We start from the raw sequence: 25674 nt of genomic DNA, 5'->3' as shown, positions 1-25674 counted from the left end.
AATGAATGCAGTTGACCGCCTGTCCGTCTTCAAGACCTACAAGCTGTACGTCGGCGGGAAGTTCCCGCGTTCCGAGAGCGGCCGGGTGTACGAGGTGACCGACGCAAAGGGCAAGTGGCTGGCGAACGCGCCGCAGTCGAGCCGCAAGGACGCCAGGGACGCGGTGGTCGCCGCGCGCAAGGCGTTCGGCGGCTGGGCCGGGGCCACCGCCTACAACCGGGGCCAGGTCCTCTACCGCGTCGCGGAGATGCTGGAGGGCCGCCGGGACCAGTTCGTGCGCGAGGTCGCCGACGCGGAGGGCCTGGGCAAGTCCAAGGCGGCATCGGTCGTGGACGCGACGATCGACCGCTGGGTCTGGTACGCGGGCTGGACCGACAAGATCGCCCAGGTGGTCGGCGGCGGCAACCCGGTCGCGGGCCCGTTCTTCAACCTGTCCTCCCCCGAACCGACGGGAGTCGTGGCCGTCCTGGCCCCGCAGGAGTCGTCGTTCCTGGGCCTGGTGTCGGTCGTCGCCCCGGTGATCGCCACCGGCAACACGGCCGTCGTGGTGGCCAGTGAGAAGGCCCCGCTCCCGGCCCTCGCCCTCGCCGAGGTGCTCGCCACCTCCGACGTGCCGGGCGGAGTCGTCAACGTCCTCTCCGGCCGTACGGCGGAGATCGCGGCGCCCCTCGCCGCCCACCAGGACGTCAACGCGATCGACCTCGCGGGCGCGGACGAGGTGCTGGCGAAGGAGCTGGAGATCGCGGCGGCCGACAACCTCAAGCGCGTCCTGCGTCCACAGCCTGTGGACGACTGGACGGCGACGCCGGGCATCGACCGCATGACGGCGTTCCTGGAGACGAAGACGGTCTGGCACCCGACGGGGTCGCTGGGGGCGTCGGGGTCTTCCTACTGAGGTTCACCCAAGTGGCAAGGGGCGCGGGGCCGTATCGACATGCGGCCCCGCCGCGCGGGCGCGACCAGCCGCACCGGACCCGCAGTTCCCCACCGCTCCTCAGCCCTTCAGGATCTGCCCCACCACCGGAATCGCCCCGACCGACGGCGCCTGCGCCACCGGTCCCGTCAGCATCTTGGACGTCAGCGGCTTGAAGTCGGCCAGCTGCGTCCCGACGCCGTTGTCCAGCGGGTCGACGCCCGTGCCCGCGAGCGGGTTGGGCTTCAGGCCCGCCACCGGGCCGGTGACGTACGGCAGTACGCCGCCCAGTGCCCGCACGCCCCCCTGCGGGTCGATGTGGCCGAGTGAGGTGGGGCGGGTCCGCACCACGTCCACCGCGGGCCGGGTGTCCGCGGCGGCCGTCGCGGCGCCCGCGCCGAGCGCCACACCTGCCGTGGCGAGGGCGGCCAGGGCACGCCGGGCGGTCGGGGTCGGGGAGGACGCGTGTCGGGACATCGCTGGTGCCACCTTCTGCTGCTCAGGGTGATCGGGTCGGCACACAGGGTAGTTGAGGTGTGACTCACGCTCCAAAGCCGACCCGCGGGGTCGGCAGGAGGCTCCCCATACGTCAAACTGGTGTTCCGTGAGCATTCATCCTCCGTCCCCCGCCCGCGTCGTGCTGCTGTGCGGCCCCTCGGGCTCGGGCAAGTCACTGGTCGCCGCCCGTTCCGGGCTCCCCGTCCTGCGCCTCGACGACTTCTACAAGGAGTGCGACGACCCGACTCTGCCGTTGGTGGCGGGGAGTTCGGACATCGACTGGGACCATCCGGAGTCCTGGGACGCGGAGGTCGCGGTCGAGGCGATCGGCCGGCTGTGCGCCACCGGGTCGGCGCCCGTTCCGGTGTATGACATAGCGCTGAGCGCCCGCACCGGCGCCGAGACGCTCGACATCGGCCGCACCCCGCTCTTCATCGCCGAGGGCATCTTCGCCGCCGAGATCGTGGAGCGCTGCCGTGAACTGGGGCTCCTGGCCGACGCCCTGTGTCTCAGCCGGGGCCCGGTGAAGACGTTCCGGCGCCGGTTCCTGCGCGATCTCAAGGAGGGCCGCAAGTCGGTGCCGTTCCTGCTGCGGCGCGGCTGGCGGCTGATGCGGGCGGAGCGCACCATCGTGGCCCGCCAGGTGTCACTGGGCGCCCACCCGTGCGACCGGGACGAGGCGCTGGGCCGGATGGCGGCGGCCGCGGTGGGCCGGCAGACCCGCGACCGGACACAGGCACCTGCGTAAAGCAGAGAAAAGCGGGACTGGATGGACCCCCCGGCCCTCCAGTCCCGCTCCCCCGTCGCTCCGCCGAACACCCCCGTGTCCCCCGTGGCGGAGCTCCCCCGTGCTTTCCCCCCGGGTCCCCCCGGACCCGTTCTCCCCCGTGCTCCCGTGGGTCCCCCCGGACCCTCCCCCAGGCCCCCGGTACCCCCGGTTCTCCCCCGTCAGGATCCCCCCGGATCCCCTTACCTTCAGGCGACGAGCTCCCCGAAGGCGTTCTCCTCGTCACGGCCGAAGCTGAGGACCTCGTCCTCGCGCAGCCGGCGGAGCGACCGCCAGATGCTGGACTTCACCGTGCCGACACTGATGTCGAGGATCTCCGCGATCTCCGGGTCCGTGCGGCCCTCGTAGTAGCGCAGGACCAGCATGGTGCGCTGGAGTTCGGGGAGCCGGGACAGCGCCTGCCACAGGACGGCGCGCAGCTCGGTGCCGCTCATCGCGTCCGTGTCGCCGGGCGTCTCCGGCAGTTCCTCGGTCGGGTACTCGTTGAGCTTGCGGCGCCGCCAGGCGCTGATGTGCAGGTTGGTCATGGTGCGTCGGAGGTAGCCGCCGACCGCCGCCTTGTCGCTGATCCGGTCCCACGCCCGGTACGTCGAGAACAGGGCGCTCTGCAGCAGGTCCTCGGCCTCGTAGCGGTCACCGGTCAGGTGGTAGGCGGTCGCGTACAGGGAGGCGCGGCGCTCCTGGACGTAGGCGGTGAACTCCGCCTCGGTCAGCGAGCGGCGCTCCCCCGAGTCCTCCCTGTAGGCGGATCCCCCGACCGTGCCCATAGCGGCTGCCGCCGTGGGCTCCCCCGTGAGACCGTCAACCACCGTCATGTAGGCGGTGTGCTGACGCCCGGTGCCGCGAGCGCACCCCCGCCCGCTCACGGCACCGGACTTCTCGGAACCCCGGTTCACGTCGTGCAGACGCGTGATCACTGCGCTGGTGCTGTGGCTGATCAGCGTGTTCATCTCGCGCCCCCCGTCGTGGACTTCCGGTAGTTCGGCCTGCTCGGGCCGCTCGCCGCGTTCCGCCGGCCTGCCCGTGCCGAAAAGACTGCCGGGCCACCTTCACGGCCGTATCCGCCGACTGTCACAGACCTGTCACAGGGGTCCGGCACAGAGCGTCCACAGACCATGCACAGGCGGTGGCGCTACAGAGGTTTACGGGGTGCTGCGCGCCGCACAGGTCGTACGACAGGGCCCGCATGGGCCAGAATGAGCCCGTGCCTTCCCTGTTGCTGATCGAGGACGACGACGCCATCCGTACGGCCCTGGAGCTCTCTCTGACGCGCCAGGGGCACCGGGTGGCCACCGCTGCGACCGGTGAGGACGGTCTGAAGCTGTTGCGCGAGCAGCGGCCCGATCTGATCGTCCTCGATGTGATGCTGCCCGGCATCGACGGGTTCGAGGTGTGCCGGCGCATCCGGCGCACGGACCAGTTGCCGATCATTCTGCTGACCGCGCGCAGCGACGACATCGACGTGGTGGTCGGGCTGGAGTCCGGGGCCGACGACTACGTCGTCAAGCCGGTCCAGGGGCGGGTGCTCGACGCCCGGATCCGGGCCGTGCTGCGGCGCGGGGAGCGGGAGTCCACCGACTCGGCGACCTTCGGCAACGTCGTCATCGACCGAAGTGCGATGACCGTGACGAAGAACGGCGAGGACCTCCAGCTCACCCCGACCGAGCTGCGGCTGCTCCTGGAGCTGAGCCGGCGGCCGGGGCAGGCGCTGTCCCGGCAGCAACTGCTGCGGCTGGTCTGGGAGCACGACTACCTCGGTGACTCCCGGCTCGTCGACGCCTGTGTGCAGCGGCTGCGCGCCAAGGTGGAGGACGTGCCCTCGTCCCCGACCCTGATCCGTACCGTGCGTGGTGTCGGCTACCGCCTGGACGCCCCTCAGTGACCGACCGGCAAGAGGGTTTCCGCGGCTGGGCCGCGGGTCGCAAGGGAGCCGTCTCCCGGCTTCGCTTCACCAGTCTGCGGCTGCGGCTCGTCGTCGTCTTCGGGCTCGTCGCGCTGACCGCCGCCGTGTCCGCGTCCGGCATCGCGTACTGGCTCAACCGCGAGGCCGTCCTCACCCGTACCCAGGACGCGGTGCTGCGCGACTTCCAGCAGGAGATGCAGAACCGGGCCGGCGCGCTGCCGGTGCATCCGACGCAGGACGAACTGCAGCGCACCGCCGGGCAGATGGCCAACAGCAGCCAGCGGTTCAGCGTGCTGCTGGTCGGCGAGGACACCGGCGGCAAGACGGTGTACGGCAGTTCGGACGGGCTCAGCGCGTTCGCGCTGGACGACGTGCCGACGTCGCTGCGGAAGGCCGTCGACAAGCAGCAGAAGGTGACCGGCTCCAACAAGTCGGCGTACCACCTGTACTGGCAGCGGGTCGTCGACCACGGCACGCCGTATCTGGTCGCCGGGACGCGGCTGATCGGCGGCGGCCCGACCGGCTACATGATGAAGTCGCTGGGGCCGGAGGCCAAGGACCTCAACTCGCTGGCGTGGTCGCTGGGGATCGCCACGGGGCTCGCTCTCATCGGTTCGGCGCTGCTGGCGCAGGCCGCCGCCACGACCGTGCTGAAGCCGGTGCACCGGCTGGGGGTCGCCGCGCGGCGGCTCGGCGAGGGCAAGCTGGACACCCGGCTGCGGGTCTCGGGGACGGACGAACTCGCCGATCTTTCCCGGACGTTCAACGACGCGGCCGAGGCGCTGGAGAAGCGGGTCGACGACATGGCCGCGCGGGACGACGCGTCGCGGCGGTTCGTCGCGGACATGAGCCATGAGCTGCGCACCCCGCTCACCGCGATCACCGCCGTGACGGAGATCCTGGAGGAGGAGCTGGAGGCGGAGTCGGGGTCGGTGGACCCGATGATCGAGCCGGCCGTCCGGCTGGTCGTCAGCGAGACGCGCCGCCTCAACGACCTCGTCGAGAACCTGATGGAGGTCACCCGCTTCGACGCCGGCACGGCCCGGCTCGTCCTCGACGACGTCGACATCGCCGACCAGATCACCGCCTGCATCGACGCCCGTGCCTGGCTGGACGCGGTGGACCTGGACGCCGAGCGCGGCATCCACGCCCGCCTCGATCCGCGCCGCCTCGACGTCATCCTCGCCAACCTGATCGGCAACGCCCTCAAGCACGGTGGTTCGCCGGTGCGGGTGTCGGTGCGGATAGACGGGGAGGTTCTGGTCATCGCCGTACGGGACCATGGTCCGGGCATCCCGGAGGATGTCCTCCCGCACGTCTTCGACCGGTTCTACAAGGCCAGCGCGTCCCGGCCGCGCTCCGAGGGCAGCGGCCTGGGCCTGTCCATCGCTACGGAGAACGCCCGTATCCACGGTGGCTCGATCACCGCCGCGAACTCCCCCGAGGGCGGCGCGGTGTTCACTCTCCGGCTGCCCCGGGACGCCTCCCTGCTGGCGGAGGAGAGCAAGGAAGCCGGGGAAGCCGGGGAGAAGGGCGCCTGATGCACGTACGAAGACTTCTGGCCGTCGGCGGGCTGGCGCTCGCGGTCTCCGGGTGCGGGATCCGGGCCACCGAGGTGCCGACCGACTTCGGCGGGGCACCCTCGCGGGTGCCGTGCTCGATGACCCAGCCGGATCTGTCGCCGCAGGACGCGCGCGGGGTGCCGGTGCAGGTGTTCCTGCTGTGCGGTTCGTCGCTGGTGACCGTCGACCGGGAGGTGCGCGTCCCCGACGGTTCGGCGGACGCCAAACGGCGCGTGATCGTCGCCCAGGGGCTGCTCGACCAGCTCGCCGAGACGCCGTCGGCCGCCGAGAAGGAGGCCGGTTACGCGACGTACGTGCGGGGCGGGATGAGCGTCTGGGGACCACGGGCCGGGGATCCCGACGACACGCTGCGGCTGAGCACGTCGCCGCCGCAGCTGACGTCGTACGCGCTCGCGCAGATCGTGTGCACGCTGTCCGACTCGGCGGCCGCGGAGGGGGACGGGTCGGTGATCCTGGGCGGGCCGGGGACGGAGGCGTTGCGGCGGTACGAGTGCACGGACTCCGTGCGGAACTCTCCGAGTGGCAGCCGGCCCCCGTCCACCGAGGTGGCTTCCGGGTGAGGGAGGTCTGGGCGCCACCGGTGGTGCCACCCGACGCTCTGGGGCGGGTGCGGGCCGTGGGGGGTGGTCGTTCGCGCAGTTCCCCGCGCCCCTGACGGGGCGCTCCACGTACCGTGTGTTCAAGGCCTCACCCCACACATCCGGAACCGATCGTGTGCGCGGGCGCGTCTTGGGGGGCGTGCAGCGTCAAGGCTCCATCGGCGGCAGCGCCGCGATCCGCGTCCGTGTGGCAGGGGGTGTCCTCCTTGCCACACACCTCGCGTTCGTCGCCTGGCTGATGCTGCGGCCGCTGGACGTGCCGTGGGTGATGCCCGCCAACCTGCACCCCTTCGCCGGTATCCGCGCCGATCTGGCGCTGGGCTGGCGGGAGGCGGCCCACCGGATCGGCGAGGGACTGGCGCTGCTCGCCCCGCTCGGTGTGCTGCTGCCGATGACGCACGGGAAACTCCGGGTCTCCCCGCTCGCCTCCCTGATCAGTTCGGCCACCGCGGGTGCCCTGATCTCGTTGGGCATAGCCCTGCTGCAGACCGGGGTGCCGGGCCGGGTGGTGGATGTCGACTCGATACTCCTCAACACGGCCGGCGTCGTCATCGCGCATCTGGCGGTGGTGCCGGCGGGCCGCTCCCGGCTCCGTCGGCGCGGTGAGCGGCAGCGGCCGGCCGCCCTTCCCCAGGAGGAGGCGGCTCAGGGTCGTACCCCGACGATTCCCAGGGTCGGGATCGCACCGTAGAGCGACGCTTCGCCCCGGTTCGTCTTCGTACTGTGGACATCGGATGAGGGGCCGCAGGGGCCGCCTCGGAACAGACGCTCACGAAGGAGCCGCAGATGTCCAGCCTCGCCCGCCCCACCCATGGCCGCATGATCGGCGGAGTGTGCGCCGCGCTGGCCCGGCGCTTCGGCACCTCCGCGACCACGATGCGGGTGATCTTCCTGCTGTCCTGCCTGCTGCCGGGCCCTCAGTTCCTGCTCTACATCGCGCTGTGGATCCTCCTCCCCTCGGAGGAGAAAGCCTCCGCCGCCTGGTGATCAGGCGGGACGGCAACGCCGGTGGGGCGCCCCGGAGGTTTCCGGGGCGCCCCACCGGCGTTGCCGATCGGCCGGGGAGAGGTCAGCCGAGCGGAATCCCGTTGACCGGCAGGCCGTGCGTGGGCAGGCCCTGGACGGGCAGTCCGCCGAGGAGGCCGGCGACGGGCTTGGTCGGGCCGCCGGCGAGCACCTGCTTGACGGCCGGCTGGACGGCGGTCAGTCCGGCACCGAGGGCGCTCTGCCCCTGCGCCACGGCCTGACCGGCACCCGGCAGCGCCTTGGAGACGTTCTCGGCCGGCAGCGTCTTGGTGACGGTGTCCAGGGCCTGCGAGGCGTCCGGGACGGCCGGGGCCGCGTTGGCCGCGCCCGCGCCGACGGCGGCGAAGGCGGCACCGAGGGCGGCGACACCGAGGGTCTTGGCAGCAGACTGCTTCATCGTAAATGCGTCCTTGGAATGCGGTGACAGGGATCGGTAACACGCTGAGCGGTCCGACGACCGTAAACATGCCGGACCACCCCTCGCAAACACCGAAATGCGGACGGAGGGTGGGAGCCCGTCCGCATTCCGCTCCCCGCCGGGACGCCCGATCAGTCCTCCGCGTCGACAGAACCGCTGGTGGAGGCGGTCTGCCGGAACAGCCATTCGGATTTCAGTTCCGCGTAGCCGGGCTTCACGACGTCATTGATCATCGCGAGTCGTTCATCGAAAGGAATGAACGCTGATTTCATCGCATTGACGGAGAACCACTGCAGGTCGTCGAGCGTGTAACCGAACGCCTCGACGAGATGCTCGAATTCCCGGCTCATGCTGGTCCCGGACATCAGCCGGTTGTCGGTGTTCACGGTGGCCCGGAAGTGCAGCCGGCGCAGCAGCCCGATCGGGTGCCCGGCGTAGGAGTCGGCGGCCCCGGTCTGGAGGTTGGAGCTGGGGCACAGCTCCAGCGGGATCCGCTTGTCGCGGACGTACGACGCGAGCCGGCCGAGCTTGACCGTGCCGTCCTCGTGGACCTGGATGTCGTCGATGATCCGCACCCCGTGCCCGAGCCGGTCGGCACCGCACCACTGCAACGCCTGCCAGATGGACGGCAGGCCGAAGGCCTCGCCGGCGTGGATGGTGAAGTGGTTGTTCTCGCGCTTGAGGTACTCGAAGGCGTCGAGATGCCGGGTGGGCGGGTAGCCGGCCTCGGCGCCGGCGATGTCGAAGCCGACGACACCCAGGTCCCGGTAGCGGTTGGCGAGCTCGGCGATCTCCAGGGAGCGGGCCGCGTGCCGCATGGCGGTGAGCAGGGCGCCGACCCGGATCCGGCGGCCGTTCTCCCGGGCGAGCGCCTCGCCCTGCCGGAAGCCCTCGTTGACGGCCTCGACGACCTCTTCGAGGGTCAGCCCCCGCTCCAGGTGCTGCTCGGGGGCGTACCGCACCTCGGCGTAGACGACGCCGTCCTCGGCGAGGTCCTCGGCGCACTCACGGGCCACCCGGACGAGGGCGTCCCGGGTCTGCATGACACCGACGGTGTGCGAGAACGTCTCCAGGTAACGCTCCAGCGAACCGGAGTCGGCGGCCTCACGGAACCAGATGCCGAGCTTGTCCGGGTCGGTCTCGGGGAGGCCGGAGTACCCGGTCTCCCGGGCGAGGTCTGCGACGGTGCCCGGACGCAGGCCGCCGTCGAGGTGGTCGTGCAGCAGAACCTTCGGCGCCCGGCGGATCTGGTCAGGCGTCGGGGTGTTCGCGGTGCTCTGGCTCGTCATTTCCGCACTGTAACTCCTACGCGCGTAGATCACTCGGTACTCGGAGATTCCCGTTTCCGTCGATACGCAATGGTGACCGCACGGACGGGTCGCGTACACCGCGTCTTCTGACACTGTTCTGTCATGGCACAGCAAGCGACGCCGGTCCGAACGGCGAGCCTGAGCAGGGCAGTCGGCCAGGAGCCGGCGACGGTGAGCGGGGCGGTCCTGCTCCTCCCCGGCGGGGAGGAGGTGTCCGCGCGCAAACCGTCCCTCGTATGGGCGACGGCCCTCGTGCGCGCGCTCGGCCGCCGGCTCGCCCGGGACGGCCGGGACGAGGGGCTGGCCGCACACGTCGTCCACTACCGCTATCGCGGCTGGAACGGCAGCGAGGCGCATCTCGCGGGGGACGCGACCTGGGCGGCGGACGAGGTGGTACGACGGTACGGCGATGTGCCGGTGTGCCTGCTCGGCGTGGGGATGGGCGGCCGGGCCGCGCTGCACGCGGGCGGCCACGAGGCCGTCAACTCCGTTGTCTCCATCGCCCCTTGGCTGCCCGAGGTGGATGTGGCGGCGCCTGAGGAACCGGTTCGGCAGCTGGTGGGGCGGCGAGTGCTGTTCGTGCACGGCACGAACGACGAACGGACCGATCCTGAGCTGTCGTTCCGGCTGGCGGCGCGGGCGAAGAAGGCGAACCGGGAGGTGTGCCGGTTCGAGGTGCACTCGGACGGGCACGGGCTGCATCAGCACCGGGACGAAGTCCTCGCGCTCGCTTCGGACTTCGTGATGGGGGCGCTGTACGGGCGGGCGGTGTCGCGGCCGGTTGAGGACGCGCTTGCCGCGCCGCCGCCGATCGGGTTGCGGATGCCGTTGGCTGCGGGGTTCGGCAAGTCGTTGAGACGGTAGAGGGCGGGGGTTCGGTTGTGTTCGGGCTGCCGGGCCGCTGTGGTTGACCGCGCCCACGCGGCGGTAGCCGCATGTCGACTACAGCCCCGCGCTCCTGCGGGGCGCTGTTCCTCAGGTCGGGAGCAGGTTGCCCCTTCTTGACAGGAGGAACTTCTTGAAAGCGGCCACTGGCGGGGTGTCCGGGTGGCCGTCCAGCCATGCCACGCCGATCTCTCTGGCCGCTCTCGGGGCCGTGACCGTCAGTTCGGCGACTCCCGGGCGGGGGAACACGGGTGGGGGCAGCAGCGCCACTCCCAGCCCGGCCGCCACCAGTCCCCTCAGCGTCTCCGCCTCCTCGCCCTCGAAGGCGACGCGCGGCCGGAAGCCGGCTTCCTTGCACAGGTCGTCGGTGATGCGGCGCAGGCCGTAACCCGGCTCCAGGGTCACGAACGTCTCGTCGGCGGCCTCCGCCAGCCGGATGCGCCTGCGGCCGGCCAGCGGGTGGTCCGCGGGCACCACCAGGCGCAGCTTCTGCTCGTCGAGGCGGCGGGCGGCCAGGTCCGGGGCGTCCGGTACCGGGGAGGTCAGGCAGAGGTCCAGCTCGCCCGCGCGCAGCTTCTCGATCATCGCCTCGCCGTAGTTCTGGACGAGGCTGAAGCGGATGCGGGGGTGGTCGATCCGGAACGCCTGGAGAAGGCCGGGGACGGTCTCCGCGCCCATGGTGTGCAGGAAGCCGAAGGCGACCTTGCCCGTCGTGGGGTCTGCGTCGGCGCGGACCTCGTCGGCGGCCCGCCGGATCTCGGCCAGGGCGCGCTCGACCGAGGTGAGGAAGGCACGGCCGACGGGGGTGAGGGAGACGGTCCGGCCGTGCCGGGTGAAGAGGTCGACGCCGAGGTCCTGTTCCAGGCGGGCCATCGCGCGGGAGAGGGTGGACTGGGGGACGTCGAGCTCCTGGGCGGCCCTGGTCACATGCTCCGTGCGGGCCACGCCGGCGAAGTACGCGAGGCGGGGCGCCAGCAACATCGTCATGTCTGCTGTGTCACTGTACGGTGACAGGCGCCCCGCTGACCTCTGCTGATGCTCCATGGGAACGATTATGACGATTCCGTGCATTGGACGGATGAAGCGGGGGGTCCGTACGTTCGAGGCATGTCTCCCGCCAGTACCGGGGCGTCCACCCTCGTGGGCGCCGTCACGTCCGTCCCCGCCGCCGACTCCCGCCTGACCCCGGGCGGTCCCGGCTACCGCCGGATGAGCTTCGCGCTCTTCCTCGCCGGTGTCGCGACCTTCGCCCTCCTCTACTCCACGCAGGCCCTGCTCCCGCTGATCTCGGACGGCTACGGCGTGTCCGCGAGCGACGCGAGCTGGACGGTGGCGGCGGCGACCGGCGGCCTGGCGCTGTTCGTCATCCCGATGAGCGCCCTCTCCGAGCGCTTCGGGCGTCGTACGGTCATGACGGCCTCGCTGGCGGTCGCGGTGGCCGTCGGGCTGCTGGTCCCCTTCGCGCCCTCCCTGGGCGCGCTGATCGTGCTGCGTGGCGTCCAGGGCGCGGCGCTGGCCGGCGTGCCCGCGTCGGCGCAGGCCTATCTGGCGGAGGAGGTCCGCCCGAAGGCGCTGGTCACGGCCATCGGCCTGTTCGTCGCGGGGAACAGCGTCGGCGGGATGAGCGGCCGGGTCATCACCGGCTGGGTCGCGCAGGAGTGGGGCTGGCGGGTGGCCGTGGGCACGATCGGCGTGATCGCGGTCGGCTGCGCCGTCGCCTTCCGGCTGCTCCTGCCCGCGCCGCGGCACTTCAAGGCGGGCTCACTTCACCCGCGCCGGCTGCTCGGCACGGTCCGCGACCACCTGGCCGACCCGCTGCTGCGCCGCCTGTACGCGATCGGCGCGCTCTTCATGACCGTCTTCGGCGGCGTCTACACGGTGATCGGCTACCGCCTGACCCAGGAGCCCTTCTCGCTCCCCCAGGGCATCATCGGCTCGATCTTCCTGGTGTACCTGGTCGGTACGGTGTCGGCGTCGACGGCGGGCCGTCTGGTCGGCCGCCTGGGCCGCCGCGGAGCCCTGTACCTGGCCGGCGGCACCACGGCCACCGGCCTCCTCCTCTCCCTGGCCGACTCGCTCCCCCTGGTCCTGCTGGGCCTGGTCCTGATCACCGCGGGCTTCTTCGCGGGCCACGCGGTGGCCTCCTCGGCGGTCAGCAAGACGGCGACCCACGGCAGGGCCCAGGCCTCGGCCCTCTACCAGTCCGCGTACTACATCGGCTCCAGCGCGGGCAGCACGGTCGGCGCCCTGGCCTTCCACGCCGAGGGCTGGTCGGGCACGGTGGCCGTGGGCCTCCTGGCCATCCTGGGCGTCGTGACGATCACGGCCCTGGGCTCGGTGGCAGCCCGCCGCCAGATCCTGGCCAACGCCCACTGAATGCCTCCAGGGGCGCGGGGAACTGCGCGACCAGCCCCCACGGCGCCGCACCCGCCACCATGGGCCCGCACCCCACCCCCTTGGGCAGCCCCCCCCACCTGCACGTTCCCGAACAACGGGCGCCATTGTCAGCCCCCTGCGCTAGCTTTCAAGTGCTGGAGCGCGAAGGCGCGTGAAAAGGCCACGTGGGGTGGGTGGACGGCAATGAGCAACAGCACGGCGACGGCGGACCTCGACGTCGCACTGGAGAAGCACCGGACCGAGCTGACCGGGTACTGCTACCGCATGCTCGGTTCGTCCTTCGAGGCCGAGGACGCCGTGCAGGACACCCTGGTGCGGGCCTGGCGGAGCTACGACAAGTTCGAGGGCCGCTCCAGCCTGCGGTCGTGGCTGTACCGGATCGCGACCAACGTCTGCCTGGACATGCTGAACGCGGGCAACAAGCGGGCCCGTCCGATGGACCTCAGCGAGTCGACGCCGCTCGCCCAGGCAGCGTTGTCCCCCCGACCCGACAACACCTGGCTGGAGCCGGTGCCGGACGCCCGCGTGCTGCCGACCGTGGGCGACCCGGCGGAGGCGGCCGTGGCCAGGGAATCCGTCCGGCTCGCCTTCATGGCCGCGCTCCAGCAGTTGCCGCCCAGGCAACGGGCGGTGCTGATCCTGCGCGAGGTACTGGCCTGGAAGGCAAGCGAGGTGGCCGAGCTGCTCGGCACCTCGGTCGCCTCGGTGAACAGCGCCCTGCAGCGGGCCCGGGCCACGCTGGCCGAGCAGCAGCAGTCGGGCGCGGCCGCCGAGGTCTCCGACCCGCTGGACGAGGAGCAGCGGAAGCTCCTTGAGCGCTATGTCGCGGCCTTCGAGGGTTACGACATGACGGCGCTGACGGCACTCCTCCACGAGGACGCCATCATGACGATGCCGCCGTTCGACCTGTGGCTCACCGGTCACGACGACATCACCGGTTTCATGACCACCCTCGGTTCGGCCTGCGAGGGGTCCCGGCTGTTCCCGGTCCGGGTCAACGGCCTGCCCGGGTTCGCCCAGTACAAGCCCGACCCGGACACCGGCGGCTGGACCCCGTGGTCGATCCAGGTCCTGGAGATCTCAGACGGACGGCTGACCGGGTTCCACTTCTTCCTCGACACCAAGCGCTGGTTCCCGCTCTTCGACCTCCCCCTCCATCTGGATGCGGAGTCCGACGAACCGGAGCAGGGAGCGTAGGACGGGGTCGGGGTCCCGCAGCCGTATCAGGCCACCGGCCCGGCGGGCGGTCAGCTCCAGCCGGGCCAGCAGGTCGACGGCCGCGAGGCCCGGCGGTCCCAGGCCGCCGACGTCGCAGACGACGATCCGGGTCCCGCTGCGCCGCAGCAGCGCCCGCACGTCGTCGCAGAGCCCCGGCACCTCGTCCCTGGCGACGGGGCCGGCCAGCACGAGCACGGCGGGGGTCACGGCATCCACGAGCGGTAGACCGGCGACGGCCTGACAACTCATCGGCGGGTGCGGTGCGCCCTCGCGCGGCCACGCAGATCACAGGGATCGCAAGGATCACAAGGTTGACCTGCACCTGACCCGCACCAGAGGGTCAGGTGTATGCCCCACAGATCAGCGCCCACGCGGATACCCGACGGCCCAGCGCCCGCCATGGGGGTTCCGTGCAAGGGGTGCTGAGCGGCTTCGCGGTGATCGCGATCGTGATCGCCGTCGGTTACGTCCTCGGCCGCGGCGGCCACCTCGGGGCGAACGGCCGCGACGTCCTCACGAAGCTCGCCTTCCACGTCGCCTCCCCCGCGCTCCTGTTCACCACCCTCGCGAAGGCCGACCTGGCGGTGATCTTCTCCAGCCGCCTCCTGGTGACGGCCCTGTCCACGGCAGCGGCGGCGGGCGCGTTCGTGGCGGTAGGTGTCGTACGGGGCTGGGGTGTGGGCCGTACGACGATCGGCGCGCTGTGCTCCAGCTACGTCAACTCCGGCAACCTCGGCATCCCGATCGCGGTGTACGTACTGGGCGACGCGTCGCTGGTGGCGCCGGTGCTGCTGTTCCAGGTGGTGCTCCTCACCCCGGTCGCCCTGACGGTCCTCGACCTGTCGGGCGCGGGCGAGAAGGGCCCCTGGTGGCGCCGCCTGCTGACCCCGCTCCGCAACCCGATAGCCGTCGGCTCCCTCACCGGCAAGTTCCGGACCTTCTTCAGGTCCCCTTCCTGCGTGGCTGTGAAGATGCGCTGCCTCAGTCGCCGTACCGACGCCTCAGCCTTGGCCCAGTCGATGCTGTGCCAGGTCTGGGCGTAGTCCTCCGGTCCGTTCGCCGTCGTGGGAGGCATCGCCGCCGTAGCGGTCACTGCCACACCTGCCTTCGGCATCCAACTTGCCCTTCGGTTCGGGGTTCTTCGCAGTTCTTCTTCACGGGCCTACCTGATCCGCGTGGGCTCCCTTTCGGGTCGGGGCATCGCCTCGTATCCGACGAGTTATGGGACGCGGCTGAGGTTTCCGCGTCCTTTCCTCTGGGCTTTCGCCCTGTCGGCATTCGCTTCTCGGATCATCCTGTCCCGCTGGAGGCTTGGTCCTTCGTTACCTCCGGCTTACCGGGATCACTCCCGGACTCCAACGGGGTTTCCACGTTCCGCTCCCACAAGATGCGGCCGGGGTGGGCTCCCTCTTAATCCCGGGCCCGACGGTGTCCTCCCCCTTCGGCGCCAATCCTCCGGGGTCGTCGTGCGCTCTTCCACGCCAGGGCCTGTCTGCCGCCGACAGCTCACCATCGACGCGGCACAGGAGTTACGAGATTTCGTCAAGGGTTCATTCGCATTAGCCCGTCCGGTCTTCCCCTCGCCTGTTGCGGCCCGATGGCCCTGCCGTCCTTGGGCTTGCGCTTCCGGCTTCACACCCCGCCGTTACCAGCGACGCATGCGGAAGTGGGGACGGACCTTGGACACTGGTCCGGGATGACCCTCATGACCTTCTTTCCTCCTGCGGGTCATCCACTTGGGTGGAGCGACTTCGTGTCGCACTGGCGATCTCCTATCGGTGCGTCACCGATCCCAGCATGCCGAACGGGACCGATGCAGGTCCACCGATCCCGTTCACCCGAAAGAAGAAACACCTGGTCAGGCGATACGTTCCAGCACCACCGGCGACGCCGTGAACTCCGTGCCCGCTGCCGCGATGTCGTACGCCCCCTCCACCGCCTGGAGCGCGTACTCGAAGCGTTCCGGGGTGTCCGTGTGGAGGGTGAGGAGGGGCTGGCCCGCGGTGACGGTGTCGCCGGGCTTGGCGTGGAGTTCGACGCCGGCTCCCGCCTGCACCGGGTCCTCCTTGCGGGCGCGGCCCGCGCCGAGGCGCCAGGCGGCGACGCCGATGCCGTAGGCGTCGAGGCGGGTCAGGACGCCGGACGACGGGGCCGTGATCACGTGCTGCTCGCGCGCCACCGGCAGCTTCGCGTCCGGGTCGCCGCCCTGGGCCGCGATCATCCGGCGCCAGACGTCCATCGCCGAGCCGTCGGCCAGCGCCTTCGCCGGGTCGGCGTCGCGGACGCCCGCCGCTTCCAGCATCTCCCGGGCCAGCGCGAGGGTCAGCTCCACCACGTCGGCGGGGCCGCCGCCCGCGAGGACCTCCACCGACTCGCGGACCTCCAGGGCGTTGCCCGCCGTCAGGCCGAGCGGGGTGGACATGTCCGTGAGCAGCGCGACCGTCCTCACGCCGTGGTCGGTGCCGAGGCCCACCATGGTCGAGGCGAGCTCGCGGGCGTCCTCGATGGTCTTCATGAAGGCGCCCGTGCCCACCTTCACGTCCAGGACCAGGGAGCCGGTGCCCTCGGCGATCTTCTTGGACATGATGGAGGAGGCGATCAGCGGGATCGCCTCGACCGTGCCGGTGACGTCGCGGAGCGCGTAGAGCTTCTTGTCGGCGGGGGCCAGGCCGTCGCCCGCCGCGCAGATCACCGCGCCGGTGGTGTCGAGCACGTTCAGCATCTCCTCGTTGGAGAGCAGGGCGCGCCAGCCGGGGATCGACTCCAGCTTGTCCAGGGTGCCGCCGGTGTGGCCGAGGCCCCGGCCGGAGAGCTGCGGGACGGCCGCGCCGCAGGCGGCCACCAGGGGCGCCAGCGGGAGGGTGATCTTGTCGCCGACGCCGCCCGTGGAGTGCTTGTCGGCCGTCGGGCGGGACAGCGAGGAGAAGTCCATGCGCTCGCCGGACGCGATCATCGCGGCGGTCCAGCGGGCGATCTCCCGGCGGTTCATGCCGTTCAGCAGGATGGCCATCGCGAGCGACGACATCTGCTCGTCGGCGACCTCGCCGCGGGTGTACGCGTCGATGACCCAGTCGATCTGCTCGTCGCTGAGTTCACCGCGGTCCCGCTTGGTGCGGATGACGGAGATGGCGTCCATGGTGGCCATGGCGTTCCCTTCGAAGAGGTGCGAAGCGCACGGCCCCTCCGGGCGACGGGCGGGGAGGGGCCGTACGGGAGTTACTTGGTGAGATGGGCCGGGCCGAAGGCCTGGGGCAGCATCTCGGAGAGGGGCAGGACGCCCTCCGGGGTGTCCAGGAGGAGGTCCGGGCCGCCGAACTCGTAGAGCAGCTGGCGGCAGCGGCCGCACGGGACGAGGAGGCCGCCCGTGCCGTCCACGCAGGTGAAGTGCGTGAGGCGGCCGCCGCCCGTGCGCTGCAGCTCGGAGACCAGTCCGCACTCGGCGCACAGACCGAGGCCGTACGACGCGTTCTCCACGTTGCAGCCGGAGACCGTACGGCCGTCGTCCACCAGGGCGGCGACCCCGACCGGGTAGCCGGAGTACGGGGCGTAGGCGTGGGACATGGCCTCCCGCGCCTCGGCCCGCAGGCTCTCCCAGTCGAAGCCGGCGGCCGCGCCGGTCACTTGCCCTGCCCCTTCCGGTACGGCAGGCCGTCCGCCTTCGGCATCCGCAGGGACTGCGCGGACAGCGAGAGCACCAGCAGGGTGACGATGTACGGGGTCGCGGTCACGAGCTGACGCGGGACGTCGTTGGTGGAGGCGTACCAGATGAACATCAGGACCGAGATGACGATCGTGATGGCGGCGGGCACGTACTTCCTGCGCCAGGCCAGGTAGGCCGCGCCGAACACCAGCAGGATCGCGATCAGCAGGATCAGCGCGTGGACGTTCACCGTGCCGCCGCGCAGGTTGAGGCTGTCGGTGTAGCCGAACAGGCCCGCGCCGAGGGCGAGGCCGCCCGGCATCCAGTTGCCGAAGATCATCGCGGCGAGACCGATGTAACCGCGGCCGGCGGTCTGGCCGTCCAGGTAGACGTTGGAGGCGACGATCGAGAGGAACGCGCCGCCGAGGCCGGCGAAGCCACCGCTGATGACCACCGCGATGTACTTGTACTTGTAGACATTGACGCCGAGGGACTCGGCCGCCACCGGGTTCTCGCCGCAGGAGCGCAGGCGCAGGCCGAAGGCGGTGCGCCACAGCACCCACCACGTGATCGGTACGAGGGCCACCGCGACCACCGTCAGCGGGGACAGGTCGGTCAGCAGACCGCCGACCAGGCCGGCGATGTCCGAGATCAGGAACCAGTGCTTCTCGTTGAGCGTGTTCAGCCAGTCCGACAGGCCGGGGACGCTGAAGGTGCCGAGCGAGTCGATCGGCGGGGACTGCTTGGAGGAGCCGCCCTCGGCGTTCTCGAAGGTGAACTTGGAGAGGTAGCGGGTGGCGCCCAGGGCGAGGATGTTCAGGGCGACACCGGAGACGATGTGGTTGACGTTGAAGGTGACGGTGGCGACGGCGTGCAGCAGGGCGCCGAGCGCACCGCCGAGGATGCCGAAGACCACACCGACCCAGGGGCCCCACTGGTAGCCGGCCCAGGCGCCGAACCAGGTGCCCAGGATCATCATGCCTTCGAGGCCGATGTTGACGACGCCCGCGCGCTCGGCCCACAGACCGCCGAGACCGGCGAGGCCGATCGGGACGGCGAGGCGCAGCGCGGTGGACATCTGGCCGGTCGAGGTGATGCCCTCGGCGCCGGTGATGATGCGCACGGCCGAGGTCAGGACCAGTACGCCGGCGATGACCAGCAGGAGTACCGGGAGCGACATTCGGCGGCCGCCCTTGCCGGGCTGGGTCGCCTGCGGCTTGGCGATGGTCGCGGTGGACATCAGGCCGCCACCTCCTTCTTGGTGTTCTGGGCGGCGGCCGCGGCGAGCTCCGCGCCGACCTGGCGCTGCTGGCGGCGCAGACCCCACTGCCGTACGGCTTCGTAGGAGATGACGACGGAGAAGACGATCAGGCCCTGCATGATCGTGGCGATCTCCTTCTCGTACGCCACCGGGGTCGCGTAGTCGAGGGCGGGCGAGGCCTTGTCGAGGAAGGCCCACAGCAGGGCGGCGAAGGCGATGCCGCCGGGGTTGTTGCGGCCGAGCAGGGCGATGCCGATGGCGGTGAAGCCGAGGCCGGCCGGGAAGTCGAGGCTGTAGGTGTGGGAGTCGCCGAGCAGCAGCGGGAGGCCCGCGAGGCCGGAGACGGCGCCGGAGATCAGCATGGAGATCAGGACCATGCGCTTGGCGTCGACGCCGGAGGCGGCCGCGGCGGACTCGGAGGCGCCGGTGGCGCGCAGGTCGAAGCCGAAGCGGGTGCGGTTGAGGACGATCCAGTAGCCGATGCCGAGGGCGATGGCGACGAACACCATGCCGTAGATCTCGCCGACGTCGGAGCCCAGGTTGATGCCGGGGAACCAGCCGGACTTCTTCATCACGCCGGTCGTCATGTTGTTGCCGACCTGGACGCCCCACACGTTGGAGAGGGTGACGTAGCCGATGACGCTGGTGGCGATGGCGTTCAGCATGATCGTGGCGACGACCTCGCTGACCCCTCGGGTGACCTTGAGGACGCCCGCGATACCGGCCCAGAAGGCGCCGGTGAGCATGGCGACCAGGAGCAGCATCGGGATCTGCAGGAAGGCGGGCAGGCCGACGTTGGCGCCGACCACGGCCGTCATCACGGCGGCGAGGCGGTACTGGCCGTCGACGCCGATGTTGAACAGGTTCATGCGGAAGCCGAGGGCGACCGCGATGGCCGCGATGTAGTACATCGCCGCCTGGTTGATGATCAGGACCTGGATGTCCGAGTACGGCAGCTGCTGGAGCATCAGCACGTACGGCTCGAACGGGTTGCGGTTCGAGGCGAGCAGCACGATCGAGGTCAGGGCGATCGCCAGGACGAGCGCGATGGCCGGGCCGGCCAGCGCGAGGAGCACGCGCTCCTTGTCGAACTTCTTCATCGGGCCTCGTCCTCCGGACCGGCGGCGCCTTCGTTTCCTTCTGGGGCGGTGTCTAGGTGTTCCAGGTGGCCGGACGCGGCACCCGTCATGGCGGAGCCCAGCTCCTCCGGGGTGATGGTGGCCGGGTCGGCGTCCGCGACCAGCTTTCCGTCGAAGATCACCCGCAGGGTGTCCGACAGGCCGATCAGCTCGTCCAGGTCGGCGGAGATCAGCAGCACGGCCAGGCCCTCGCGGCGGGCCTCCCGGATGCGGTCCCAGATCTGCGCCTGGGCGCCGACGTCCACACCGCGGGTGGGGTGGGCGGCGATCAGGAACTTCGGGTTGTGGCTCATCTCGCGGCCGACGATCAGCTTCTGCTGGTTGCCGCCGGACAGGGAGGCGGCGGTGACGTCGATGCCGGGGGTGCGGACGTCGAACTCCTCGACGATCCGGCGGGTGTCGGCCTGGGCGCCCTTGATGTCCAGCCAGAAGCCCTTCGCGTTGGGCTTCTCGGTGACGTGGCCGAGGATGCGGTTCTCCCAGAGCGGGGACTCCAGGAGCAGGCCCTGGCGGTGGCGGTCCTCGGGGATGTAGCCGACGCCGGACTCGCGCCGCCTGCGGGTCTGCCAGCCGGTGATGTCCTCGCCGAGGAACTCGATCGCGCCGGAGTCGGCGTGCCGGGTGCCGATGAGCGCGTCGATCAGCTCGGTCTGGCCGTTGCCCTCGACGCCGGCGATGCCCATGACCTCACCGGCGTGGATGGTGAAGGAGACGTCGTCGAGGACGCGCTTGGCGGCGCCGGGGGTGGTGGCCTCGTCGAGGACGTCGCCGCGCGCGGTGGCGCCGGACGAGCCCGCGGTCGCGGTCTCGGGCTGCGCGCCGAGCTCGCCGAGGGAGACGCCGCTGGCGTACACGGTGAGGTTCTTCACCGTGACGACGGCCTGGTCGGTGACGGTGGACTCGGCGGTCTCCGGGGTGGGCAGCTCGCTGCCGACCATCAGCTCGGCGAGCTGGCGGGGGGTGGTCTCCGAGGGGATCGCCGTGCCCACCGTCGTACCGCGGCGGATGACGGTGATGTCGTCGGCGACGGACAGCACCTCGCCGAGCTTGTGGGAGATGAAGATGACCGAGAGGCCCTCGGACTTCAGCTCGCGCAGGTTGTCGAAGAGTGCGTCGACCTCCTGTGGGACGAGGACGGCGGTCGGCTCGTCGAGGATCAGGGTCTTGGCGCCGCGGAAGAGGACCTTGAGGATCTCCACGCGCTGCCGGTCGGCGACGCCGAGGTCCTCGACCAGGAGGTCCGGGCGGATGCCGAGTCCGTACCGGTCGGAGATCTCCTTGATCTTCTTCCGGGCGTTGCCGCCGATGCCGTACAGCTTCTCGCTGCCGAGCACGACGTTCTCCAGCACCGTCAGGTTGTCGGCGAGCATGAAGTGCTGGTGGACCATGCCGATGCCGCGCGCGATGGCGTCGGCCGGGGACGAGAAGGAGACCTGCTCGCCGTCGATCGCGATGGTGCCCTCGTCCGGCTTCTGCATGCCGTAGAGGATCTTCATCAGGGTCGACTTGCCGGCCCCGTTCTCGCCGACCAGGGCATGCACGGTGCCCTTGCGGACGGACAGGTGGATGTCGTGGTTGGCTACGACACCCGGGAATCGCTTGGTGATCCCCGCCAGCTCGACCGCGGCTGTCGTCTCTGCGGTGAGCGGAGGGCTGCTGGACGCGTCGATGGCGCACTCTCCTCGGGATAGGGGCCGCTCTACGCGCGTAGCGCCCCTGCTTTAAATAGTGCCCGGACCTGACCGAGCTTTTTCGACTCTCGATCCGTTCCGAGCATTCTGCCGCGCGAACGAGGGGTGCCCCCGCCGCTGATCCCGGGATCTCTCAAGGATCTCCCGAACCCGCGCACCCGGGTCACCGACCGCTCTCCCCGACCCGCACCCGAGACTCCTGACCGAACTCTCGGATCCACGCCCGGGATCCCGCCCGGATCCCCCGCACTCGGGCCCGGAACCCCCGATCGGCCCCCGGACCCGCGCCCGGGATCCCCGGAGTCCCGGATCTACGGCAGAGGCACGGGAAGAACATCCTTCCCGCACCCCGTTCCGCGGCCGTAACGCTGCCATTACAGCGTTCTTTTGACCATGCCTACGACAAGGTCATGACTCCTGAGTCAGGAGGTCTTGACCGTGATCGAGCCGTCCTTGATGCCGGCCTCGGCCTTCTTGATCGCGGCCTGCATGTCGGCGTTGTTCTTGAAGGCCGGGTTGGAGTCGGCGAGGCTCACACCGCCCGTGGTCAGGCTGGCACGGATCTCACCGGTCTCCGGCTTGCCGTCGTGGACGGACTTGGCCAGGTTGTACACCGCACCGGCGACGTCCTTCATCGCCGAGGTGAGGATGTAGCTCTTGTACTTGGCCAGCGCGTCCTGCTTGTACTGGTCGGAGTCGACACCGATCGCCCACACCTTGTGCTCGGCGGCGGACTGGATGACGCCCTGACCGGACAGACCGGCGGCGGCGTAGACGACGTCGGCACCGGCCTCGATCTGGCCGTCGGCGGCGGTCTGACCCTTGTCCGGGCTGGAGAAGCCACCCTCGGCGGCGGTCTGGGTCAGGTACTGCGACTTGACCTTGACGCCCTTCTTGGTGTCCGCGACGCCCTGCTCGAAACCGGCCTCGAACTTGTGGATCAGCGGCACGTCCACACCGCCGATGAAGCCCACGGTGTTGGTCTTGGTGGCCTTGGCGGCGGCGACACCGGCGAGGTAGGACGCCTGCTCCTCGTGGAAGACGAGGTCGGCGACGTTGTCGGCCTTGATGGTGTTGTCGTCGATGATGCCGAAGGTGGTCTTCGGGAACTTCGCCGCGACCTCCTTGACGGCCGGAGCGTAGGAGTAGCCGACCCCGATGACCGGGTTGTAGCCGGCCTTGGCCAGGGTCTCCAGGCGCTGCGCCTTGTCCGCGTCCGACTCGCCGTCCTGCGGCTCGACGGCGGTGGACTTGTAGCCGTACTGCTGGTCGGCCTTGTCCAGGCCGGCGGTCGCGGCGTCGTTGAAGGACTGGTCGCCCTTGCCGCCGACGTCGTAGGCGAGAGCCAGACCGAGGTCCTTGCCCTTGCTTGCGGAGGACGAGGTCGAGGAGCTGCCACAGGCGGAAACGGTGACAGCAAGGGCTGCGGTTGCAACGCCCGCAACGGCGATTCGGGACACCCGGCGCATGGAACGAGACTCCTTCGTGCAAGCGCCCAAACCAGGCGCTGGTTCCGCGGCAGCGTAACGCGCGTAGACCAGACGGAAAACCCCCAATGTCCGGTCCGTTATCTAGCTGTGGCCACAGTCACGGCCAAGGTTACGGACAGCACTGCGCCCCTTGCAGGAGGCAAGGGGCGTGGTGCTGCGACGATGCCCGGGACTACTTCGTGTTGACGGTGACCTTGCCGTCGATGATGTCCTGCTTGGCCTTGTCGACGGCGGCGACGACCTTGGTGAGGGCCTTGTACTTCGGGTTGGAGTCCGCGAAGCCGACGCCGCCGGACTTCAGGGTGCCCTCGACGGTGCCGCTCTCCGGCTTGCCCTCGTAGACGGACTTCACCAGGTCGTAGACGGCGCCGCCGACGTTCTTCAGCGCCGAGCCGAGGATGTAGTCCTTGTACTTGGCGAGCGCGGACTGCTCGTACTGGTCGGAGTCGACGCCGATCGCCCACACCTTGGCGGTGGCGGCGGCCTCGATCACGCCCTGGCCGGAGAGGCCGGCCGCGTGGTAGATGACGTCGGCACCGGCGTCGATCTGGCCCTGGGCCGCGGTCTTGCCCTTGTCCGGGCTGGAGAAGCCGCCCTCGGCCGCGGTCTGGGTCAGGTACTGCGACTCGATCTTGATCTTCGGGTTGACGGACTTGGCGCCCTGGTCGAACCCGGCCTCGAAGGTGTGGATCAGCGGGATGTCCACGCCGCCGATGAACCCGATGTGGTCCTTCTTGGTCGCGGAGGCCGCCGCGACACCGGCCAGGTACGAGGACTGCTCGGCGGCGAACACCATGTCGACGACGTTCTTCGCCTGGATCGTCGAGTCGTCGATCATGCCGAAGGTGATGTTCGGGTACTTGGCGGCGACCTCCTTGACGGCGGGCGCGTAGGAGTAGCCGACCCCGATGATCGGGTTGTAGCCGGACTTGGCGAGCGTGTCGAGGCGCTGCACCTTGTCGGCGTCGGACTCGCCGTCCTGCGGCTCGATGTCCCGGCCGCCGATGCCGAACTGCTTCTCGGCCTTCTGGAAGCCGGCGTAGGCGGCGTCGTTGAAGGACTGGTCGCCCTTGCCGCCGATGTCGTAGGCGAGGCCTATGCCCTTGCCGTTGTACTTGCCGGACGAGTTGGTGCTGGTCGCACCACTGTCCTGGCTGGACTTGCCGCACCCGGCGGCCGCGAGGGCGATGACGGCAACGGTCACCGCAGCTTGGGAGAACCGAGTCCTCCGACCCGAGATAGTACGCACAGCAAGCACCCCTTCGTCCCCACGGCACCGTCACCGGCCCGCTTCCCCAACCGTCCACCGACGGTGGCGATTTCGGCGCACAGTAACGCGCGTAGAAGGGGAGGGGAACGGGGTTTCTCCGTGCCGTTATCGAACCGTGCCGACTCCGGGTTACAAGCGGGGGCGGCCGGTTACGGCGGGGTGACACAAGGGGGCGAAGAGGTACCGACCGGACACCTCTTCGCCCCCTGCGGGAAGCTGACCGTTTCTCCCGCCGTCTGATACGACTGCCGTCGATACGACTACATGGTCGCGTCGATCAGGGCGGCGGCCGTGAACAGCTCCACCCCGACGGTGATGGCCCGCTCGTCGGCGTCGAAGTCACCCTGGTGCAGGTCACGCACGGTCCGCTCGCCCGGCGTGCGCACCCCGAGCCGCGCCAGCGCGCCCGGCACGTGCTCCAGGTACCAGGAGAAGTCCTCGCCGCCGAGGCTCTGGTCGGTGGTCTCGATGGATTCGGTGCCGCGCCGGGCGGTCATCGCGTCCCGGAGCAGCTCGGTGATCACCGGGTCGTTGACGACCGGCGGCACCCCGCGCACGTAGTTGATCTCGGACTTGGCCCGGTGCATGGTGGCGACCTCGTCGATCGCCGCGTGCACCACGTCCGGGGCCTGCCGCCAGGCCTCCAGGTCCAGGCAGCGCACGGTCCCGGACAGCTCGGCGTGCTGGGGGATCACGTTGGGCGCGTGCCCGCACTCGATCCGGCCCCAGGTCACGGCGAGCCCGCTGCGGCTGTCCACCCGCCGCCCGATGAGCGCCGGCACGTCGACGGCGACCCGGGCGGCGGCGGTGACCAGGTCGGTCGTCAGGTGCGGCCGCGCGGTGTGCCCGCCGGGGCCGTCCAGGGCGACCTCGATCCGGTCGCAGGCGCTGGTGATGGCACCGGTCCTGAGCCCGACCCGCCCCACGTCCAGCCGGGGGTCGCAGTGCACGGCGATGATCCGCCCCACCCCGTCGAGCACCCCGGCCTCGATGGCGTCGGCGGCACCGCCGGGCAGCACCTCCTCGGCGGGCTGGAAGAGCAGCCGCACGGGCCGCGGCAGCTGCCCCCGCTCGTGCAGCTCGGCGAGAACCAGCCCGGCGCCCAGCACCACGGTCGTATGCACGTCATGCCCACAGGCGTGCGCCCGGTCCGGCACGGTGGACCGGTACGCGCACTCGGCCTTCATGTCCGGGATGGGCAGGGCGTCGATGTCGGCGCGCAGGGCCAGCACCGGAAGCCCGTCCCCGACCGGCCCGATGTCACAGATGAGGCCGGTCCCCGTCGGGAGGACACGCGGCCGCAGTCCGGCCTTCTCCAGCCGTTCCTTGATGGCGGCCGTGGTGCGGAACTCCTGGTTGCCCAGTTCGGGGTGCATGTGCAGGTCGCGGCGGAAGGCGACGAGTTCGGCGTGCAGGTCCTCGCTGAGCACGCCGGGGAGCACATCCCCGGGAAGGTCGGCCTCGGTCTCTTGGGACATCAATTGGTTCACCCTCTGAAGGGTAGGACGCCCGAAGGGTCAACTGACCCGAGATCAACAAAAGTTCAGCCCGTTAGGGGAAGAAAATCTGACCGCGGACGCATGACCTCGGACGTGGCTGGGTAACACATATGTTTCCTCTTCCACGGATACCACGCCTGGCGACGA

Annotated in this window: 24 protein-coding genes and 2 pseudogenes; 11 read left to right on the top strand and 15 right to left on the bottom strand. The window is 70.5% G+C overall.

Translation table 11 applies throughout. The features are described 5' to 3' along the window. The first annotated feature begins 1 nt into the window (after position 1). Positions 2 to 895: an aldehyde dehydrogenase family protein gene (locus tag OHB00_RS31980; protein WP_406439848.1), complete on the top strand. Its 894-nt coding sequence runs from the start codon at positions 2 to 4 to the stop codon at positions 893 to 895. Positions 896 to 994: 99 nt separating this feature from the next. On the opposite strand, the gene OHB00_RS31975 is transcribed toward OHB00_RS31980, so the two are convergent. Next, the gene (locus tag OHB00_RS31975; RefSeq protein ID WP_406439847.1) at positions 995 to 1390 is read right to left on the bottom strand and encodes a hypothetical protein; all 396 of its coding nucleotides are present in this window, start codon (positions 1388 to 1390) and stop codon (positions 995 to 997) included. 127 nt (positions 1391 to 1517) lie between these two features. Between OHB00_RS31975 and OHB00_RS31970 the strand changes: the two genes are divergently transcribed. Beyond that, positions 1518 to 2159 carry a uridine kinase gene (locus OHB00_RS31970; protein WP_406439845.1) on the top strand — a complete coding sequence of 214 codons (642 nt, stop codon included), beginning with the start codon at positions 1518 to 1520 and terminating at the stop codon, positions 2157 to 2159. A 227-nt stretch (positions 2160 to 2386) separates the two neighbouring features. Here the strand turns inward: OHB00_RS31970 and OHB00_RS31965 are convergent, their stop codons facing one another. Next, positions 2387 to 3148 (bottom strand): SigE family RNA polymerase sigma factor, encoded by a 762-nt coding sequence (locus tag OHB00_RS31965; RefSeq protein WP_406439844.1) that lies wholly within the window; start codon positions 3146 to 3148, stop codon positions 2387 to 2389. Between the two features lie 254 nt (positions 3149 to 3402). On the opposite strand from OHB00_RS31965, the gene afsQ1 reads away from it, so the two are divergent. From afsQ1 to OHB00_RS31940, 5 genes are all read left to right on the top strand, one after another. Further along, the gene (gene afsQ1, locus OHB00_RS31960) at positions 3403 to 4080 is read left to right on the top strand and encodes a two-component system response regulator AfsQ1 (protein WP_177232965.1); all 678 of its coding nucleotides are present in this window, start codon (positions 3403 to 3405) and stop codon (positions 4078 to 4080) included. Continuing rightward, positions 4077 to 5642 (top strand): ATP-binding protein, encoded by a 1566-nt coding sequence (locus OHB00_RS31955; protein ID WP_406439842.1) that lies wholly within the window; start codon positions 4077 to 4079, stop codon positions 5640 to 5642. Before afsQ1 ends, OHB00_RS31955 begins: the two co-directional genes overlap by 4 nt. Further along, positions 5642 to 6244, top strand: a complete 603-nt coding sequence (locus OHB00_RS31950) for a hypothetical protein (RefSeq protein ID WP_406439840.1) — start codon at positions 5642 to 5644, stop codon at positions 6242 to 6244. Before OHB00_RS31955 ends, OHB00_RS31950 begins: the two co-directional genes overlap by 1 nt. A gap of 178 nt (positions 6245 to 6422) precedes the next feature. After that, complete coding sequence (locus OHB00_RS31945; RefSeq protein WP_406439839.1) at positions 6423 to 6974, top strand: VanZ family protein; 552 nt, start codon at positions 6423 to 6425, stop codon at positions 6972 to 6974. 95 nt (positions 6975 to 7069) lie between these two features. Next, complete coding sequence (locus OHB00_RS31940; RefSeq protein ID WP_093499458.1) at positions 7070 to 7270, top strand: PspC domain-containing protein; 201 nt, start codon at positions 7070 to 7072, stop codon at positions 7268 to 7270. An 82-nt stretch (positions 7271 to 7352) separates the two neighbouring features. Here OHB00_RS31940 and OHB00_RS31935 read toward each other — a convergent pair whose 3' ends face one another. Both OHB00_RS31935 and OHB00_RS31930 read right to left on the bottom strand, forming a co-directional pair. Further along, a complete protein-coding gene (locus OHB00_RS31935; RefSeq protein ID WP_406439837.1) occupies positions 7353 to 7706 on the bottom strand; it encodes an ATP-binding protein in 354 nt (117 codons plus the stop codon). Between the two features lie 152 nt (positions 7707 to 7858). Further along, the gene (locus OHB00_RS31930; RefSeq protein ID WP_406439835.1) at positions 7859 to 9016 is read right to left on the bottom strand and encodes an adenosine deaminase; all 1158 of its coding nucleotides are present in this window, start codon (positions 9014 to 9016) and stop codon (positions 7859 to 7861) included. Positions 9017 to 9139: 123 nt separating this feature from the next. On the opposite strand from OHB00_RS31930, the gene OHB00_RS31925 reads away from it, so the two are divergent. Further along, complete coding sequence (locus tag OHB00_RS31925; RefSeq protein ID WP_406439833.1) at positions 9140 to 9901, top strand: alpha/beta hydrolase; 762 nt, start codon at positions 9140 to 9142, stop codon at positions 9899 to 9901. A 111-nt stretch (positions 9902 to 10012) separates the two neighbouring features. Here the strand turns inward: OHB00_RS31925 and OHB00_RS31920 are convergent, their stop codons facing one another. Next, entirely contained in the window at positions 10013 to 10966 is a 954-nt protein-coding gene (locus OHB00_RS31920; RefSeq protein WP_406439831.1) for a LysR family transcriptional regulator, read from the bottom strand. Positions 10967 to 11029: 63 nt separating this feature from the next. On the opposite strand from OHB00_RS31920, the gene OHB00_RS31915 reads away from it, so the two are divergent. Beyond that, the gene (locus OHB00_RS31915; protein ID WP_406439829.1) at positions 11030 to 12298 is read left to right on the top strand and encodes an MFS transporter; all 1269 of its coding nucleotides are present in this window, start codon (positions 11030 to 11032) and stop codon (positions 12296 to 12298) included. Between the two features lie 204 nt (positions 12299 to 12502). Then, positions 12503 to 13516, top strand: a complete 1014-nt coding sequence (locus OHB00_RS31910) for a sigma-70 family RNA polymerase sigma factor (RefSeq protein ID WP_406439827.1) — start codon at positions 12503 to 12505, stop codon at positions 13514 to 13516. Here the strand turns inward: OHB00_RS31910 and OHB00_RS31905 are convergent. Continuing rightward, the gene (locus OHB00_RS31905) at positions 13400 to 13786 is read right to left on the bottom strand and encodes an STAS domain-containing protein (protein ID WP_406439825.1); all 387 of its coding nucleotides are present in this window, start codon (positions 13784 to 13786) and stop codon (positions 13400 to 13402) included. The genes OHB00_RS31910 and OHB00_RS31905 overlap by 117 nt on opposite strands. A 161-nt stretch (positions 13787 to 13947) precedes the next feature. Between OHB00_RS31905 and OHB00_RS31900 the strand changes: the two are divergent. Then, positions 13948 to 14463: pseudogene (locus OHB00_RS31900) on the top strand (AEC family transporter); the annotation flags it as partial. 47 nt (positions 14464 to 14510) lie between these two features. Here the strand turns inward: OHB00_RS31900 and OHB00_RS31895 are convergent. The 9 genes and pseudogenes from OHB00_RS31895 to OHB00_RS31855 form a co-directional block, all read right to left on the bottom strand. Beyond that, positions 14511 to 14612: pseudogene (locus OHB00_RS31895) on the bottom strand (hypothetical protein); the annotation flags it as partial. Between the two features lie 783 nt (positions 14613 to 15395). Further along, entirely contained in the window at positions 15396 to 16673 is a 1278-nt protein-coding gene (locus OHB00_RS31890; protein ID WP_406446080.1) for a thymidine phosphorylase, read from the bottom strand. A gap of 80 nt (positions 16674 to 16753) precedes the next feature. Continuing rightward, positions 16754 to 17158: a cytidine deaminase gene (locus tag OHB00_RS31885; protein WP_406439823.1), complete on the bottom strand. Its 405-nt coding sequence runs from the start codon at positions 17156 to 17158 to the stop codon at positions 16754 to 16756. Then, positions 17155 to 18417 carry an ABC transporter permease gene (locus tag OHB00_RS31880; RefSeq protein ID WP_406439821.1) on the bottom strand — a complete coding sequence of 421 codons (1263 nt, stop codon included), beginning with the start codon at positions 18415 to 18417 and terminating at the stop codon, positions 17155 to 17157. The genes OHB00_RS31885 and OHB00_RS31880 overlap by 4 nt, the downstream gene beginning before the upstream one ends. Continuing rightward, on the bottom strand, positions 18417 to 19538 hold the full coding sequence (locus OHB00_RS31875; protein ID WP_406439819.1) for an ABC transporter permease: 1122 nt from the start codon (positions 19536 to 19538) through the stop codon (positions 18417 to 18419). The genes OHB00_RS31880 and OHB00_RS31875 overlap by 1 nt, the downstream gene beginning before the upstream one ends. After that, positions 19535 to 21247 carry an ABC transporter ATP-binding protein gene (locus OHB00_RS31870; RefSeq protein WP_406446079.1) on the bottom strand — a complete coding sequence of 571 codons (1713 nt, stop codon included), beginning with the start codon at positions 21245 to 21247 and terminating at the stop codon, positions 19535 to 19537. The genes OHB00_RS31875 and OHB00_RS31870 overlap by 4 nt, the downstream gene beginning before the upstream one ends. A gap of 443 nt (positions 21248 to 21690) precedes the next feature. Then, positions 21691 to 22737 (bottom strand): BMP family protein, encoded by a 1047-nt coding sequence (locus OHB00_RS31865; RefSeq protein ID WP_406439817.1) that lies wholly within the window; start codon positions 22735 to 22737, stop codon positions 21691 to 21693. A gap of 193 nt (positions 22738 to 22930) precedes the next feature. Next, complete coding sequence (locus tag OHB00_RS31860) at positions 22931 to 23962, bottom strand: BMP family protein (RefSeq protein ID WP_406439815.1); 1032 nt, start codon at positions 23960 to 23962, stop codon at positions 22931 to 22933. A gap of 326 nt (positions 23963 to 24288) precedes the next feature. Then, positions 24289 to 25506 carry a M20 family metallopeptidase gene (locus OHB00_RS31855; protein WP_406439813.1) on the bottom strand — a complete coding sequence of 406 codons (1218 nt, stop codon included), beginning with the start codon at positions 25504 to 25506 and terminating at the stop codon, positions 24289 to 24291. Positions 25507 to 25674: the final 168 nt, after the last annotated feature.

The sequence above is a fragment of the Streptomyces sp. NBC_00631 genome (assembly GCF_045206895.1).
Taxonomy (GTDB): Bacteria; Actinomycetota; Actinomycetes; order Streptomycetales; family Streptomycetaceae; genus Streptomyces.
The sequence above is the reverse complement of the archived record's forward strand: the minus strand, read 5'-3'. Positions and strand labels throughout refer to the sequence as shown.

What these genes read in the sequence shown, in the direction of transcription:
- OHB00_RS31890 (WP_406446080.1), bottom strand. Translation starts at nt 16,673, where the DNA reads ATGGACGCCATCTCCGTCATCCGCACCAAGCGGGACCGCGGTGAACTC.
- OHB00_RS31910 (WP_406439827.1), top strand. Translation starts at nt 12,503, where the DNA reads ATGAGCAACAGCACGGCGACGGCGGACCTCGACGTCGCACTGGAGAAG.
- OHB00_RS31950 (WP_406439840.1), top strand. Translation starts at nt 5,642, where the DNA reads ATGCACGTACGAAGACTTCTGGCCGTCGGCGGGCTGGCGCTCGCGGTC.
- OHB00_RS31930 (WP_406439835.1), bottom strand. Translation starts at nt 9,016, where the DNA reads ATGACGAGCCAGAGCACCGCGAACACCCCGACGCCTGACCAGATCCGC.
- OHB00_RS31865 (WP_406439817.1), bottom strand. Translation starts at nt 22,737, where the DNA reads ATGCGCCGGGTGTCCCGAATCGCCGTTGCGGGCGTTGCAACCGCAGCC.
- OHB00_RS31905 (WP_406439825.1), bottom strand. Translation starts at nt 13,786, where the DNA reads ATGAGTTGTCAGGCCGTCGCCGGTCTACCGCTCGTGGATGCCGTGACC.
- OHB00_RS31925 (WP_406439833.1), top strand. Translation starts at nt 9,140, where the DNA reads ATGGCACAGCAAGCGACGCCGGTCCGAACGGCGAGCCTGAGCAGGGCA.
- OHB00_RS31875 (WP_406439819.1), bottom strand. Translation starts at nt 19,538, where the DNA reads ATGAAGAAGTTCGACAAGGAGCGCGTGCTCCTCGCGCTGGCCGGCCCG.
- OHB00_RS31920 (WP_406439831.1), bottom strand. Translation starts at nt 10,966, where the DNA reads ATGGAGCATCAGCAGAGGTCAGCGGGGCGCCTGTCACCGTACAGTGAC.
- OHB00_RS31940 (WP_093499458.1), top strand. Translation starts at nt 7,070, where the DNA reads ATGTCCAGCCTCGCCCGCCCCACCCATGGCCGCATGATCGGCGGAGTG.
- OHB00_RS31935 (WP_406439837.1), bottom strand. Translation starts at nt 7,706, where the DNA reads ATGAAGCAGTCTGCTGCCAAGACCCTCGGTGTCGCCGCCCTCGGTGCC.
- OHB00_RS31980 (WP_406439848.1), top strand. Translation starts at nt 2, where the DNA reads ATGAATGCAGTTGACCGCCTGTCCGTCTTCAAGACCTACAAGCTGTAC.
- OHB00_RS31965 (WP_406439844.1), bottom strand. Translation starts at nt 3,148, where the DNA reads ATGAACACGCTGATCAGCCACAGCACCAGCGCAGTGATCACGCGTCTG.
- OHB00_RS31855 (WP_406439813.1), bottom strand. Translation starts at nt 25,506, where the DNA reads ATGTCCCAAGAGACCGAGGCCGACCTTCCCGGGGATGTGCTCCCCGGC.
- OHB00_RS31880 (WP_406439821.1), bottom strand. Translation starts at nt 18,417, where the DNA reads ATGTCCACCGCGACCATCGCCAAGCCGCAGGCGACCCAGCCCGGCAAG.
- OHB00_RS31915 (WP_406439829.1), top strand. Translation starts at nt 11,030, where the DNA reads ATGTCTCCCGCCAGTACCGGGGCGTCCACCCTCGTGGGCGCCGTCACG.
- OHB00_RS31975 (WP_406439847.1), bottom strand. Translation starts at nt 1,390, where the DNA reads ATGTCCCGACACGCGTCCTCCCCGACCCCGACCGCCCGGCGTGCCCTG.